Source organism: Pseudomonas sp. S2_A10, assembly GCF_054668465.1.
Genome location: NZ_CP162773.1, coordinates 1,183,357 through 1,197,858, shown reverse-complemented (window position 1 = coordinate 1,197,858; position 14,502 = coordinate 1,183,357). Strand labels below are relative to the sequence as shown.

Here is a 14,502-nt window from a genome sequence, read left to right as displayed (position 1 = left end):
TGGATTTGCGGTGAAAACAAACTGTGTGGCCGCACTCAGTCTACTGTGGGAGCGAGCCTGCTCGCGAAGAGGCCAGCCAGCCAATACAAATCTCAGCTCAGAGTTCAGGAGTCCAGGTGACCCCAAACATCCACGCCCGACCTTCCTCGCGATAGCCATACTGCGCGCCGTCATAGCTGTAGTTCGCCCGGCTGTAGCCCTTGTCCAGCAAGTTATCTACCTTCAGATCCAGCTTGATCTCACGGTTCAGCGCCCAACTGCTGCGCAGCCCGAGCGTGCCGTAGCCGCCAAGCGACTGGGTGTTGTTCAAGTCGTCGTAACTGCCACTGACCAATTGCCAGCTGGCGCCCACACCCAAGCGATCGAACTGCCGATCCAGATCCCAACTGGCCGTGCGCCGCGCCCGTCGCGCCAGGGTATGCCCGGTATCGCGATCTCGCGGGTCAATGATCGCCACGCCGAGATTGCTCTGCCAGCCAAACAGCTCCTGCTTCAGCGCTGCTTCAAAACCGTTGATGCGCGCTGACGCAACGTTCTGCGGGCGTGAGTTGCTACCGAAGATGATCGCGTCTTGCAGATCGGTGCGGTAAATCGAGGCTTCCAGCCGCGCGCTGTCGCTCAATTGGCTGCGCCATTGCAGTTCGTAGCTTTTCGAGGTTTCCGGTTTCAGGTCGGGATTGCTGAAATCCGGGTAGTACAGGTCGTTGAAGGTCGGCGCACGGAACCCTTCGCTGTAGCTCAGCAGCACGTCGTTATCCGGATTGAGCGGCAGGGTGAAAGTGCCGCTCCAAGTGTTCTGGCTGCCGAACTGCTGGTTGTCGTCGTGGCGCACGCCGATCTCGGTGGAGAAGCTGTCGGCCTGATAGCGATGCTGGATGAACGCTGCGCGATTCCAGCGGCTGTCCTCGTCGAACGCAGTGCTGCTGTTGATCCGGTCTTCGTACCAGTCACCACCGAGGATCAGGCTGTTGCGCGGGTCGAGCGTCAGGTCGTTCTGCCAGTTCACTGAGTCGCGATAGGTGTTGAACACCGTGCGCTCGTCACTGAGCTTGTCGAAAGTCTTCTCGCGGTTTTCGCTGTGGCCGAATTCGACGCGGGTTTTCCAGGTTTCGTTGACCCGCGCATCGACGTAACTGCTCACGCTACTGATATTGAAGTCGCTGTACGGCTGCTGTTGCACCGACTCAAACGTGTCCATGTCGAAGCGGCCGAACGGATTGTCGAATTCGCTCCTGCCACGGTTATCCAGCAGGTTGGCGCCGACTTCGATGTCCTCGTTCAGCGCGTGGCTGAGGCTCAGGCTGAGGGATTTGTTGCGATAGGCGTCATGGTCGCTGTCGCTTGGATACGAATCGTGAGTACGGTCGAGCCCGGCCGTTTCGTCGAGGCTGGCGCCGAGGTTGAAACGGGTTTTGTCGTCACCGCCGGACAAACCGAGGCTGCGCTGCCAACTCTGTTGGCTGCCGAAGCCGAAGTGCAGGCGTGGCTGCAAGCCTTGCCCAGTGCCGCGTCGGGTGAAGATCTGGATTACCCCGCCAATCGCGTCGCTGCCGTAAATCACCGAGCGCGAACCACGCAGCACTTCGACGCGCTCGATCTGCTCGATGTTCAGATGCTGCAGGTTGCTGTCGCCGGAAGTCGAGTTGCCGATGCGCTGGCCATCGACCAGCACCAGGCTCTGCGCCGATTGCGTGCCGCGAATGTAGATCCCCGGCAGACTGCCGCGCCCGCCAGTCTGCGCCACTTGCACGCCGGGCACGCGACGCAGCAGATCGGGCACGTCGCTTGGTTGCAGGCGATCAATGTCTTCGCGGGTGAACACGGTGTTGGCGGCGCTGCTGTCGTTGCGCGCCTCGACCTGACGATTGGCGCTGATCAACGTGTCCGGCAGCTTCAGCGCCTGATCGCGCTCGAAGGTGTCGGCGACAGCGCTTGCGGTTGGCAGCAGGAGGAAGGGCAGGGCGAGGCGGGAGAGGTTCATGGCAATCTATGGTCTTTGCAAAACCATGTAGGAGCTGCCGAAGGCTGCGATCTTTTGATTTTGCTTTTTAAAGGTTCCGGAGCTGCCGAAGAGCAAGATCAAAAGATCGCAGCCTTCGGCAGCTCCTACAAGGGATTGCGTCAGCTGTTGAGCAATGCCAGCCGCTGGCGAATCGACGCTTCGATCCCGGCCTCATCCAGCCCGCACTCGGCAAGCATCTGCGCCGGTTTCGCATGCTCGACGTAAATGTCCGGCAAGCCCAGATGCAGCATCGACTTGAGGATGTTCTCGCGGGCGAGGAATTCGCTGACCGCGCCACCGGCGCCGCCCATGATTGCGTTCTCTTCGATAGTCACCAGCAACTCGTGGTTGCCGGCGATCTCGCGCACCAGCGCTTCATCCAGCGGTTTGACGAAACGCATGTCGACCACGGTGGCGTCGAGCTTCTCGGCGACTTTCAAGGCTTCGCTCAGTTGCACGCCGAACACCAGCATGGCGACTGTGCTGCCCTGACGACGGACGATGCCCTTGCCGATTTCGATCGCTTCGAGATCTTTTTCGATGACTGCATTCGGCCCGCTGCCACGCGGGTAACGCACTGCCGCCGGGCCGTTGTAGAGGTGGCCGGTGGTGAGCATCTTGCGCAATTCGTTTTCATCGCTCGGGGTCATGATGAGCATGCCCGGGATGCAGCGCAGGTACGACAGGTCGTAGCTGCCAGCGTGGGTCGGGCCGTCTTCGCCGACCAGGCCGGCACGGTCGATGGCGAACAGCACGTCAAGGTTCTGCACGGCGACGTCGTGTACCAGTTGGTCGTAACCGCGTTGCAGGAATGTCGAATAGATCGCCACCACCGGTTTCGCGCCTTCGCAGGCCATGCCGGCAGCGAAAGTGACCGCGTGCTGCTCGGCAATCGCCACATCGAAATAACGCTCGGGGAAGCGCTCGCTGAACGCCACCAGATCCGAGCCTTCTTTCATCGCCGGGGTAATTCCGACCAGACGAGCGTCAGCCACCGCCATGTCGCACAGCCACTCGCCGAACACCGCCGAATACTTCGGCCCGCTGGCGGCTTTCGGCGCGGCGGCCGGGGCGTCCAGAGGTTCGAGTTTGGTGATGGCGTGGTAGCCGATCGGGTCGACTTCCGCCGGGGCGAAGCCTTTGCCTTTCTTGGTGACGATGTGCAGGAACTGCGGGCCTTTGAGATCGCGCATGTTGCGCAGGGTGGCGATCAAGGTTGGCAGATCGTGGCCGTCGATCGGGCCGATGTAATTCCAGCCCAGCTCTTCGAACAGGGTGCCGGGGACCAGCATGCCTTTGGCATATTCTTCGGTACGACGGGCGATTTCCCAGGCGCCGGGCAGGCGCGAAAGGACTTTCTTGCTGCCCTCGCGCATGCTCGCGTATGTGCGGCTGGAAAGGATCTTCGCCAGATAATTCGACAACCCGCCGACGTTGCGCGAGATCGACATATCGTTGTCGTTGAGAATCACCAGCATGTTGGCGTTGACTTCCGGCGCATGGTTGAGCGCCTCGAAGGCCATGCCGGCGGTCAGCGCGCCGTCGCCGATCACGGCAATGGCCTTGCGATCGCTGTCCTGCAGGCGGGCAGCAATGGCCATGCCCAGCGCGGCGCTGATCGAAGTGCTGGAGTGGCCGACGCCAAAGGTGTCGTACTCGCTCTCGGAGCGGCGCGGGAATGCGGCAATGCCGTCCTTCTGACGCAGGCTGGCCATGCGCTCGCGGCGACCGGTGAGGATCTTGTGCGGATACGCCTGATGCCCGACGTCCCACAGCAGACGGTCGTCCGGGGTGTCGAAGACGTAATGCAGCGCGATAGTCAGCTCGATCACGCCCAGGCCGGCACCGAAATGCCCACCGGTCTGGCCGACCGTGTAGAGCAATTCCAGGCGCAACTCATCGGCCAGGGTTTCCAGCTCGGCTTCGCCTAACCGGCGCAGGCCGTCCGGCGTGTTCGCGCGGTCGAGCAGGGGCGTGGTCGGGCGCTTGCGGGGAATCTCATGAAACGTCGTGGGCATCAGGCGAATCGTTATAGGTATAAAAGATGCGGCAGTTTACCTGATGCATCGGCCCCTGCCCACGCGTTGGTCTTTTTTGGCCGATACGCCGTCAGTTGCGCCGCTCGACGATATACCGCGCCAGCTCGCGCAACGGCTCGGCGGCCGCGTCAAACGGTCGCAGCGCCTGCAGGGCCTGATCGCGCAGTTCCAGAGCGTAGGCCTTGGCAGCGTCGAGGCCGAGCAGGGCCGGGTAGGTCGGTTTGTCCCGGGCAATGTCGGCGCCCTGACGTTTGCCGAGGGTCGCGGTGTCGCTTTCCACGTCGAGGATGTCGTCCTGCACCTGAAAGGCCAGGCCGATGGCCTGTGCATAAGTCTGCAATGCCTGCAGCTGATCAGGCTGGGCGCGGCCGCTGGCCAGGGCACCAAGCTTGACGCTGACTTCAATCAGCGCGCCGGTCTTGTGTCGGTGCATCTGCTCGAGGGCCGTTTGATCGAGCTTGAGACCGACCGAACCGAGGTCGATGGCCTGGCCACCGACCATGCCCGCCGGACCGGCTGCGTGCGCCAGCGCCGTGACCATCTGCAGACGGATTTCGCTGCTGCAATCGCTCAGGCGCGGGTCGAGCAGGGCGCTGAAGGCCAGGCTCTGCAAGCCGTCACCGGCGAGGATCGCGCAGGCTTCGTCGAATTTCTTGTGGGTCGTCGGCTGGCCGCGACGCAGATCGTCATCGTCCATCGCCGGCAAATCGTCATGCACCAGCGAGTAGGCGTGGATCAACTCGACCGCACAGGCCGCGCCACTGGCCTGTTCAGCCTTTGCGCCGAGGGCTTCGCACGCCGCGTAAGCCAGCAACGGGCGCACGCGCTTGCCGCCGTTCATCACGCTGTAGCGCATAGCTTCGTAGAGCCGCGCCAGTTCCGGCAGCGGCGCGTTGAACAGCGTTTCCAGCGCCGCGTTGACCCGGGCCTGACTGCTCGCCGAATACGCCGCGATCATTCTGGCTCATCCGCGTCGAAGGGTTCCTCGGCGAGCTCGCCATCGCGCTCCAGCAGCACCTGCACTTTCTGCTCGGCCTGGGCCAGCGCCGCCTGGCAGTCACGTGTCAGGCCGATGCCCTGCTCGAAAGCGGTCAGCGAGTCTTCCAGCGACAATTCACCGTTCTCCAGACGCTCGACCAGTGTTTGCAGGTCGGCGAGGGATTGTTCGAAATCCAGTGCAGCTTTTTTGCGGGCCATGGCGGCAATTTCCGGTAGACGTTAAACCGGCGCGACACTAGCAGATAGGGGGGGTATGGGCAAATGAGCGGGCCGTCGCCAAGCCTCTCCATAACGCTCGGCGAGTCAATCCGGATAGTTGATTTTGTAACGCGTACTGCGTCCGCCGCCCGGCAGGCGTTGCAAGCAGCCCTTGTCCAGCAACTCCGCCAGATGCCGCGTCGCGGTGGCTTTGGATACTTTCGCAACCGCTTGATATTGCCCTGCGCTGAGGCCCTGTTCGAAACCGCGTTCACCGCCATCGAGCAAGCGATTGAGCACTTTGATCTGCTCCGCTGAAAGGTCGGATTCGCGGTGCGCCTGCCAGAAGCGAGTCTTGCCCAACACCGAATCTATCCGGGTGATGGCTTGCTGAAGGCTGCGCAGCAGTGTCTGCAAAAACCAGGTCAGCCATTCGGTGATATCGAGCGTGGCCTTTTGGCTCGACTCCAGAATCCGGTAGTAACCGGCGCGATCCTCAAGAATGCTTGCGGACATTGCGTAGAAGCGGATCGCCTGCGCTTCGCCTTGAGCCAGCGCCAGATCGGTGATGGTGCGGGTCAGACGACCGTTGCCGTCGTCGAAAGGGTGCAGAGTGACAAACCAGAAATGCGCGATGCCGGCGCGTAACAGCGGATCCAGCGAAACCTGATCGCGGCTGGCTTCGAACCAGCTAAAAAATCGCTCAATTTGCTGTTCCAGCCCTTGGCGCGGTGGCGCCTCAAAGTGAACCGTTGGCCGGTCGAGTCGTCCGGACACCACCTGCATCGGTTCGTCGCCGCGCAAGGTACCGACGAGCATTGGCCGCGCGCTCAACATCGCTTCCTCGGCGGGGAAAAGCCAGGTGTGCCATTCCAGCAATCGGGCCAGGGTCAGCGGCTCGTCGAAGCCATGGGTGGCATCGAGCATCAATTGCGCCAAGCCCTCGCTACGCTGGCTGACGCTATCGCGATCAACCCATTCCAGACCCAGGCGCCGGGCCAGAGAAGAACGCACGGAGCCGACATTCAGTTGCTCACCTTCGATGGCGGAGGAGGTGACGATGTTCTGAAGCAACGCATCGAGCTCGCTCTGTGCGCTCATCGAATCGCCCACTGAGCCGGCCATTCCCAAGAGTCGGCCCTGCGTCTGCACGCACTCGCGCAGCAGCGGGGCGAGGCGCTCGGCTTGCCAATTGAAGTCGGGCCAATCCGGTTGTTGCCAGATCCAGTGCGCGGTCATTGATCACCTGTCGTAGAAGCGTGAGCCGAATAAAAACGCTATTCGGCTCATTTGGTGAGCCGAATATGCCGGCTATTCGGCTCATCGTCTACCCGGATGGCGCGATTCCTACAGCAATCACACATGTATCCGATTGTTAAAAAACTGCCAAATCGCTAATCTTCGCGGCTTCTACGGCCCCGACAGTTGCGGGGCGTTCAGACGAAACGCAGTTCACCGCTGTGAAGTACCGAGGATCGGGTGCAAGGTTTCGTTCAAGGCATGGCAGGAGGCGTCACATGCGTTCATTTCTTTTGCTGCTGATCGGCTTCGCCTGCGCGCCTGTGCTGTGGGCCGCGCCGGCTGCGCAATTGTCCGAGCCGGTCGGCGGCTGGCGTTATCACGGCCTGCTCGATCGCTCGGAAAATTCGCAGGTCGCCTACCCGACGCCGCCGATCGATCGCGGCATTCAGCGCAATCGCACGATGATCCAAGGCCAGCTCAAAGCCCTCGGCCACATGCGTCCGCCGCACAGCCTCGCCGTCAACGGCAATCCATTGAATCTGTACACCGATGATCAGGGACGTTTTGCCCGGCCCTACGCATTTGGCGCCGGTTCCAACAGCGTCGAAGTGATCAGCGCCGAGGGCCAGTCGCTCAAGCGCGTGCAATTTTATGAAGCAAATAATCTGCGCACGCCGGCGCGGATTCGTCTTGTCTTGGGATGGGACGACCCTAAAGCCGAGCTGGATCTGCATATTGTCACCCCCGACGGTCAGCATGCCTTTTGGGCACGGCCGGCGCTGAGCAATGGCGGCGGCCTCGACCCGGATGGTGTCGACGGCCCCGGCCCGGAAATGTTCACCATGACCGCGCCGCTGCACGGCACGTATCTGGTCTACGTCAACTATTGGGGCAACTACGGCGATGGTGGCTATAACTTCGAGGAAACCAGTAATCAGAACGAGGTGATCACCTCGCAGATCACCCTGGTGCTCAACGAAAACACCGTCGACGAAAAACGCGAAACCTTCATCGTGCCCCTGCGGGCGATCGGTGATCTGCTGCTGGTCAAGACTTTCAACTATTAAGCATCCCGCCACGGATGAACTCGGATGTTGTGAACATGAGCGATAACACTGTGACTCCAGCTGCCGCGACACCGGCGGCCAAACCTTCGCGGCGCTGGCCGCTGGTCGTGCTCGGCCTGTGCCTGGTGGCCGGTGTGGCGGGCGGTTTCGGCTGGCTGCTGCTCAAGCCCAAAGCGCCGCCAGCGGCACTGGCCAGTGACAGGCTCGGCCTCGGTCGTCCGGACGCCTTGCTCGAAACCCGTTCGCTGAGCCAGTTGCCCAAGGACCTCCTGACGGTGCCGTTTCTCAAGGCCACGCTCACCGAGGATTTCGTCTTCTATTACGAAACCCACGCCGATCGCCTCGGCCTGATCGGCAGCCTGCGGCGGATCATCTACGAGCATGACCTGAAGTTGCAGGACAGCCTGATCGAGCAGCTTTTCGATCAACCGGCCGATGTTGCGCTGTGGCGTGGCGCCGATGGTCGTTTGAAGGATTTCCTGCTGGTGATGGATCGCGGCGGGTTGGCCAAGCTGCTCGAGCCATTGGCGAAAGTGGCGCTGGATGACACCCAGCTCAGCATCTTCGGCACTCTCAAAGTCGGCAGCGACGAAGTGCCGCTGTATCAACTCAGCTACAACGCCAGCAAATCGCTGCTGTTTGCGTCGCGCGGCGACAAACTGGTGGTGCTGTCCAATCCAGCCAAGTACTACGACCCGGAAAGCGGCGTCTCGGAAGAATCGGGTCGCGTCTCCGCGCAAGCGCTGGCGGCGTTGCTCAACGGTGAAAAACTTTTCCCCGAAGCGTTCGGCTTGCCGGCGAAAAGCCCGGAAACCAAGCAGCGTCTGTCGGTCAATTCCAGCGTGCTCGCCATGGGCTATCAGCGCTTCATCCCGAATTTCGCCGGACTGCGTTTCGACATGGACGACAAGGGCTGGCACAGCTATCTGGCCATGGATGAACTGGAAAACCAGCCGGACTTCGATTTCAAACCGGTCTGGCAAGCGATGCCGCTGGGGGCGAGCGCTTGCGTGACCCTGCCAGTGGCGGCCGAACCGCAGAAGCCGATATTGATCAAACTCGGCGCCGAAGAAGCGGTGGCGCAGACCCTCACCGAACATGTCGCCGGCGCGGCCGGCCTGTGCTGGTACGCCGATTCGCGGTTGTACACACCGTTGCTGGTCGCCAGCCTCAAAGACAAGGACAGCAGCAAGCTTGATGATGATCTGGGCAAGTTGTTCGGCTCGATGGTCGGCGCGTTCGAAGCCAATGTCGCCGAAAGCGTATTCCCGGTGATCGACAAGCAGGAAGGCCAGAGCCACGTCTGGCAGCGTCAGGTCAGTTCCAGTTTCGGGCCGTACGCGGCGAAGACCGCCGAGAACCCGGAGGCGATTTCCGGCAAGGCGTTCATGAAAGTCAGCCTCGCCCGTCACGGCTCGACGCTGCTGTTTTCCCTCGACGACAAACTCGTCGACAAAGCCCTCGGCACCCTCGACAAGCGCTTCCCGCCGATGGCCGACGTTTTGCCAAAAGACGTACTGATGCCGATCTACCTCGGCCCGGACGCGATGGCGCAACTGATGCAGCGCGAAACCCTCGACAGCCTGCCGCAGGACATGGAGCCGGTGTTCTACAACGCCGCACAAACCTACCTGATACCAAAACTGCGCACCCTTGGCGGCTACGGCAAATATGCCCTGACCCTGCCCGAAGGCAGTGAGCCGGACGGCCACTGGCAATGGCTGCCGCTGGAATGGAAGGCGCTGTGAGCGCACTGATCCGCAGCCTCGGCTTGCTTGCTTTGCTGCTGAGCGCAGGCGCCCGTGCGGTTGAAGCGCCAGCGCTCGACCCGGCGCAATCCCAGGTGTTTCGCGCCTGGTTTGTGCGTATTGCTCAAGAGCAATTGAGCCAAGGCCCAAGCCCGCGCTGGTATCAGCAGGACTGCGCCGGCCTGGTGCGCTTTGCCGCCAACGAAGCGCTGAAAGTCCACGACGACAAATGGCTGCGCAGCAATGGTCTGTCCAATCGCTACCTGCCGCCGGAACTGACGCTGAGCAACGAGCAACGCAAGCTCGCGCAACAGTGGCAGCAGGGCGGCGGCAAGGTCGGGCCGTACGTCAACGCGATCAAACTGATTCAGTTCAACAGCCACCTGGTCGGCCGCGATGTGGCGCAGGCGCGGCCCGGTGACCTGATGTTTTTCGATCAGGGCGACGACCAGCACCTGATGATCTGGATGGGCCGCTACATCGCCTATCACACCGGCACCACCACCCCCACTGACAACGGCATGCGTTCGGCAAGCCTGCAGCAACTCATGACATGGAAGGACACCCGATGGATACCCGACGCAGCCAACCCCAACTTCATCGGCGTCTATCGACTGAACTTTCTCTCCCAATGACCGGTGCCCGCATGTTGCGTATCTGTTCGCGAATTTCTTTGCTGTTGGCGTTGTTGCTGCCGTTTTCCTGCGTCAACGCCGAAGACTCGGTGGAGCCGAGCAATTACACGCCGGTGGCCGGTGAGAGTTTCTTCCTGCTCGCCGACAGCAGTTTTGCCAGCGACGAGCCGGCGATGGTCCGCCTCGAAGCCCCGGGTCGTGACTACCGGCGCTTTCGCATGGAGCCGTACGGCGGCGCCGACATTCGCGTGTATCGCATCGACAAGCCGCTGGATTTCCTCAAGCGCCAGAAGAACCTGCACCGCGTCGTCAGTGACGGCCAGTTCAAGGGCGAAGGTTTGTCCAACACTCTCGCGTATCTATGGGACAACTGGTATCGCAAATCCCGGCGGGTGATGCAGCGTGCGTTCTCTTACGAATCGCGCAAGCAGGTCACCGAAGAAGTGCCGGAACTGAAAATGGGCGAGGCCATGGCCGCGCCGACGCCGTACGACGCGCAGCCGCAATTTGCGCTGATCCCGGGTCTGCCGGTGGTCAGCCAGTTCCGTTATCCACTGTGGCAGGCCAAGCCGATCCAGCCACCGACCGGGGTCAATCTGGCCGGCTCGTCCAGCGACTTCGTCAGCGTCTCGCCGGGCAACGTTTACATTCCGCTGGGTAATCTGAAACCGGGGCTGTATCTGGTCGAAGCGCTGATCGGCAAGTACCGCGCGACCACCATGGTTTTCGTCTCCAACACCGTTGCGGTGAGCAAGATTGCCGGTGATGAATTGCTGGTCTGGGCCGCGCGCAAACACGAAGGCAGCTCGGTGCCGAAGGTCAACGTGCTGTGGACCGATGGCCTCGGCGTCATGAGCAGCGGTGCTACCGATGCCGACGGTCTGCTGCGTCTGAAACACGTCAGCCCGGAGCGTTCGTTCGTCATTGGCGAGGACGAAGAGGGCGGCGTGTTCGTCTCGGAAAACTTCTACTACGACAGCGAAATCTACGACACCAAACTGTATGCCTTCACCGATCGGCCGCTGTATCGCCCGGGCGATTGGGTGTCGCTGAAAATCGTCGGTCGCGAGTTCAAGAATGCCCGGGATTCGGTGCTGCCGGGTGCGGCGGATGTCAGTGTCAGCGTGCTCGATGCCACGGGGACCGAACTGCAAACCCTCAATCTGAAGCTCGATTCGAAAGCAGGTACCCAGGGTCGCTTCCAGTTGCCGGATAACGCCGTGGCCGGTGGTTACGAGATCCGTTTCAACTACAAGGATCAGGCCTACAGCAGTGCTTTCCGCGTCGCTGAATACATCAAGCCGCATTTCGAAATCTCGCTGAATCTGGCCAAGCAGGATTACCGCACCGGTGAGCCGGTGAAAGGCAGTCTGGTGCTGCTCTATCCGGACGGCAAACCGGTGGCCAACGCCAAATTGAGCCTGAGCCTGCGCGCCCAGCAACTGTCGATGGTCGACAACGAGCTGCAATACCTCGGGCAATTCCCGGTGGAACTAACCAGCACCGAACTGACCACCGACAGCAAAGGCAACGCGACCCTCGATTTGCCGGCAGCCGATAAACCGAGCCGCTACATGCTCACCGTGTTCGCCAGCGATGGCGCGGCGTATCGGGTCAAGACCACCAAGGAAATCCTCATCGACCGTGGCGCGGCGAGTTTTCGCTTGAGCGCGCCGCAACGCTTCAGTGCAGTCGGTGACAAGGTTGCGTTCAGCTACGCCAACGAGGGCGGCACTGAGCAAAGCAAAGCGGTGACCCCAAGCACGTATGGTTGGGTGCGTCTGGAAGACCAGAGCACAGGCGAGGGCAAACTCGCGGCGAATGACAAAGGCTTCAGCATGGCCTTCGAACGTCCGGGCACGTACAACCTGACGCTGAAGGATCAACACGGTCGCGTCCTCGGCGCCACCGGCCATTCGGTCACCGGCGACGGTGTGAAAGCGGTGCCGGGCACAGTGGAAATCGTCCTCGACAAGCCCGAGTACAAGGCGGGCGAAGAAGCGCTGGCGCTGATCACCTTCCCTGAGCCGGTCAGCGACGCACTGCTGTCGCTGGAGCGCGACAAGGTCGAGGCCACTGCGCTGCTGGCCAAGGGCGGCGACTGGCTGAAACTGGAAAAACTCAGCGACACTCAGTACCGCGCGCGAATCTTGGTGAAAGACAACTTTGCGCCGAACCTGACCTTCTCCGTGCTCTACACCAAGGGCGGTCAGTACAGCTTTCAGAACGCCGGGATCAAAGTGGTCGCGCCGCAAATCGACGTGGCGATCAGCACCGACAAAGCGGTGTACCTGCCGGGCGATACGGTCACGGTCGACCTGACCACGCAGTTCGCCGGCAAAGCGGTTCCGGCACACTTGACGGTCAGCGTGGTCGACGAAATGGTCTACGCGCTGCAACCGGAAGTCGCGCCGAGCATCGACCAGTTCTTCTATCACCCTCGGCGCAACAACGTGCGCACCAGTGCCAGCCTGTCATTCATCAGCTACGACGTGGCATTGCCGGGTAGCCCCGGCGCTCCGGGCAAGGCCAATCGCAGCGAACGCGGCGTGAAGGTGCTTGAGCGTCCGCGCCGTGAAGACGTCGACACTGCTGCGTGGCAGCCGGAGTTGTTGACCGGCGCCGACGGCAAAACCCGCTTCACCTTCAAGATGCCGGACTCGCTGACCCGCTGGCGCATCACCGCTCGGGCGATTGCCGATGACGGTCAGGTCGGGCAGAAGAAGCAGTTTGTCCGTTCGGAAAAACCGCTTTACCTGAAGTGGAGCGGGCCGAGCAAATTCCGCAAGGGCGATCAGCCGCAGCTGGGCGTGTTTGCGTTCAGTCAGGCGGAGAAACCGGTCAAGGCGGAACTGGTGACTCACTATGCCGGTACCGAACAACGTCTGCCGGTGACCCTGAACAGCGGCATCAATTACCTGCCACTGCCGGCGTTCGCTTTGGCCTCTGGCGAGTGGACGGCGGAGTTGGTGCAGGACGGCAAAGTCGCCGATGCCCTGGCTGTGCGCTTGAGTGCCACCGGTGATGGCTGGCAAGTCACGCAAACGCAAAGCCTCGACGTGGTCAGCGGCGATACGCCGTTGAGTTTGCCGGCGGATGCCACGGATATCCGCCTGCGTCTGGATGACAGTCCGCAAGCGCTGTTCCGTTCCGCCCTCGATGATCTGCTCAGCTACCCGTACGGCGGCGTCGAGCAGACGGCCAGTCGCTTGCTGCCGCTGAGCATCGCTTATCCATCGCTGGCGTCGAACCCGCAGATTCGCGATCGCTTGCGCCTGATCATGCAGAACAGCCGTCTGCGTCTGGTGCAAATGGCCGGGCCGTCGGCGAGCTTCACCTGGTGGGGCTACGACGGCGAGCCGGATGCATTTCTCACCGCCTATGCCTATTACGCTGACTGGAATGCCAGCCGCGTACTCGACCTGACCTTGCCGCCGGAGCACTGGCAGCGCGTACTCGAGGTGTACGCCAAGCAAGCGCCGAATACGCCATTGCTGCAGCGGGCGCTGATTCTGTCGTTCGCCAAACAGATGCAGCTGCCAGTGAACACGCTGCTCAGCGGTCTGATCGACGATCTGGTCAAGGCCGGTGAAGGCAGTGCCGAAACCTTGCTCGACGACGGCCAGGACAGTCTGGTGATGAACGACCCGGATTCGGCACTTGGTCTGGCGACGGCGCGGGTACTCACTGCATCGTTGGCGACGCAGGCGAAAGTTTCTTTGCCGGAGGCATTCAATCGTCAACTGGGCGCAGCGCAACAACGTCTGGCGGTCAGCTCGCAGCCCTTCGTCGAAGCGCTGAACCTGTCGCTGCAACCGTTCGATCAGGCTCGCGCGACGGCGTTGTTGCAACGTCTGTTGCCGCAGCAATCGACACTGGAACGTGCACTGGCGCTGACCTGGCTGCAACGCAGCATCGCTCAGGCCTCGCCGACCATCGCGCTGATGCCGGGTGAGGGCTGGAAGAAAAACTACGGCGCCAGCGGCGAGATGTACTGGACATGGCAAGGCGCGACGCCTTTGCCGAACGTACTGAGCGTGTCCGGCGCGCAAGAGCGGCCGTTGCGTGCAGCGCTGAGCTTCCAGACTCAACAGCCGCAGGTCGATCCGATGGCCGTGAGCGTCACTCGGCGTCTGTCGCGGCTGGTGCCGGGCGACGAAGCGTTCACCTTCAAACTCGAGCCGGTCGGCACCAAGCCGCTGTCCAGCGACAGCCTGTACCTGGACGAGGTGATCCTCACCAGCAAAGCGCCGAAACCGCTGCGCTACGGCATGCTTGAAGTGCCGCTGCCACCGGGCGCAGATGTCGAGCGCACGACATGGGGCATCAAATTGCAGGGCAAGGACGGCACCGAACCGACCGCGCTGGAGAAGGCGCGTTTCGAACCGGGACAACTGGCATACGCGGTGCCGGTCGACGCGCTGAGTGGTGAGTTGCGCCTGCGTCATCTGGTGCGCTTCTCGCAGAAGGGCCAGTTCAACCTGCCGCCGGTACGCTTCAAGCAAGTGTATGCACCGCAACATCAGGCCCAGGAGGCGAAAGCCGCCCTCGGTCAGGTCACGGTCAACTGAC

Annotated in this window: 9 protein-coding genes; 4 read left to right on the top strand and 5 right to left on the bottom strand. The window is 61.8% G+C overall.

The features are described from left to right. Positions 1-97: 97 nt before the first annotated feature. From AB4N41_RS05480 to AB4N41_RS05460, 5 genes are all read right to left on the bottom strand, one after another. On the bottom strand, positions 98-1,981 hold the full coding sequence (locus tag AB4N41_RS05480) for a TonB-dependent receptor domain-containing protein (RefSeq protein WP_252876970.1): 1,884 nt from the start codon (positions 1,979-1,981) through the stop codon (positions 98-100). 140 nt (positions 1,982-2,121) lie between these two features. Beyond that, the gene (dxs, locus tag AB4N41_RS05475; RefSeq protein ID WP_150742328.1) at positions 2,122-4,020 is read right to left on the bottom strand and encodes a 1-deoxy-D-xylulose-5-phosphate synthase; all 1,899 of its coding nucleotides are present in this window, start codon (positions 4,018-4,020) and stop codon (positions 2,122-2,124) included. 91 nt (positions 4,021-4,111) lie between these two features. After that, positions 4,112-4,999, bottom strand: coding sequence for a (2E,6E)-farnesyl diphosphate synthase (gene ispA / locus AB4N41_RS05470; RefSeq protein ID WP_150742327.1), 888 nt, complete (start codon positions 4,997-4,999; stop codon positions 4,112-4,114). Continuing rightward, positions 4,996-5,238, bottom strand: a complete 243-nt coding sequence (locus AB4N41_RS05465) for an exodeoxyribonuclease VII small subunit (protein ID WP_016772991.1) — start codon at positions 5,236-5,238, stop codon at positions 4,996-4,998. The genes ispA and AB4N41_RS05465 overlap by 4 nt, the downstream gene beginning before the upstream one ends. A 105-nt stretch (positions 5,239-5,343) precedes the next feature. Beyond that, positions 5,344-6,477 carry a Fic family protein gene (locus AB4N41_RS05460; protein WP_252876969.1) on the bottom strand — a complete coding sequence of 378 codons (1,134 nt, stop codon included), beginning with the start codon at positions 6,475-6,477 and terminating at the stop codon, positions 5,344-5,346. A gap of 278 nt (positions 6,478-6,755) precedes the next feature. Between AB4N41_RS05460 and AB4N41_RS05455 the strand changes: the two genes are divergently transcribed. The 4 genes from AB4N41_RS05455 to AB4N41_RS05440 are packed head-to-tail and all read left to right on the top strand — an operon-like array spanning position 6,756 to position 14,501. After that, the gene (locus tag AB4N41_RS05455; RefSeq protein ID WP_150742325.1) at positions 6,756-7,547 is read left to right on the top strand and encodes a YfaP family protein; all 792 of its coding nucleotides are present in this window, start codon (positions 6,756-6,758) and stop codon (positions 7,545-7,547) included. 35 nt (positions 7,548-7,582) lie between these two features. Next, positions 7,583-9,295, top strand: coding sequence for a DUF2138 domain-containing protein (locus AB4N41_RS05450; RefSeq protein ID WP_252876968.1), 1,713 nt, complete (start codon positions 7,583-7,585; stop codon positions 9,293-9,295). Then, a complete protein-coding gene (locus AB4N41_RS05445; RefSeq protein WP_041477701.1) occupies positions 9,280-9,930 on the top strand; it encodes a DUF1175 domain-containing protein in 651 nt (216 codons plus the stop codon). Before AB4N41_RS05450 ends, AB4N41_RS05445 begins: the two co-directional genes overlap by 16 nt. After that, positions 9,927-14,501, top strand: coding sequence for an alpha-2-macroglobulin family protein (locus AB4N41_RS05440; RefSeq protein ID WP_252876967.1), 4,575 nt, complete (start codon positions 9,927-9,929; stop codon positions 14,499-14,501). The genes AB4N41_RS05445 and AB4N41_RS05440 overlap by 4 nt, the downstream gene beginning before the upstream one ends. Position 14,502: the final 1 nt, after the last annotated feature.

Excerpts from the sequence above, each read along its gene's own strand:
- AB4N41_RS05450 (WP_252876968.1), top strand. The coding sequence starts at position 7,583 with ATGAGCGATAACACTGTGACTCCAGCTGCCGCGACACCGGCGGCCAAA.
- AB4N41_RS05440 (WP_252876967.1), top strand. The coding sequence starts at position 9,927 with ATGACCGGTGCCCGCATGTTGCGTATCTGTTCGCGAATTTCTTTGCTG.
- AB4N41_RS05455 (WP_150742325.1), top strand. The coding sequence starts at position 6,756 with ATGCGTTCATTTCTTTTGCTGCTGATCGGCTTCGCCTGCGCGCCTGTG.
- AB4N41_RS05480 (WP_252876970.1), bottom strand. The coding sequence starts at position 1,981 with ATGAACCTCTCCCGCCTCGCCCTGCCCTTCCTCCTGCTGCCAACCGCA.
- ispA (WP_150742327.1), bottom strand. The coding sequence starts at position 4,999 with ATGATCGCGGCGTATTCGGCGAGCAGTCAGGCCCGGGTCAACGCGGCG.
- AB4N41_RS05460 (WP_252876969.1), bottom strand. The coding sequence starts at position 6,477 with ATGACCGCGCACTGGATCTGGCAACAACCGGATTGGCCCGACTTCAAT.
- dxs (WP_150742328.1), bottom strand. The coding sequence starts at position 4,020 with ATGCCCACGACGTTTCATGAGATTCCCCGCAAGCGCCCGACCACGCCC.
- AB4N41_RS05465 (WP_016772991.1), bottom strand. The coding sequence starts at position 5,238 with ATGGCCCGCAAAAAAGCTGCACTGGATTTCGAACAATCCCTCGCCGAC.
- AB4N41_RS05445 (WP_041477701.1), top strand. The coding sequence starts at position 9,280 with ATGGAAGGCGCTGTGAGCGCACTGATCCGCAGCCTCGGCTTGCTTGCT.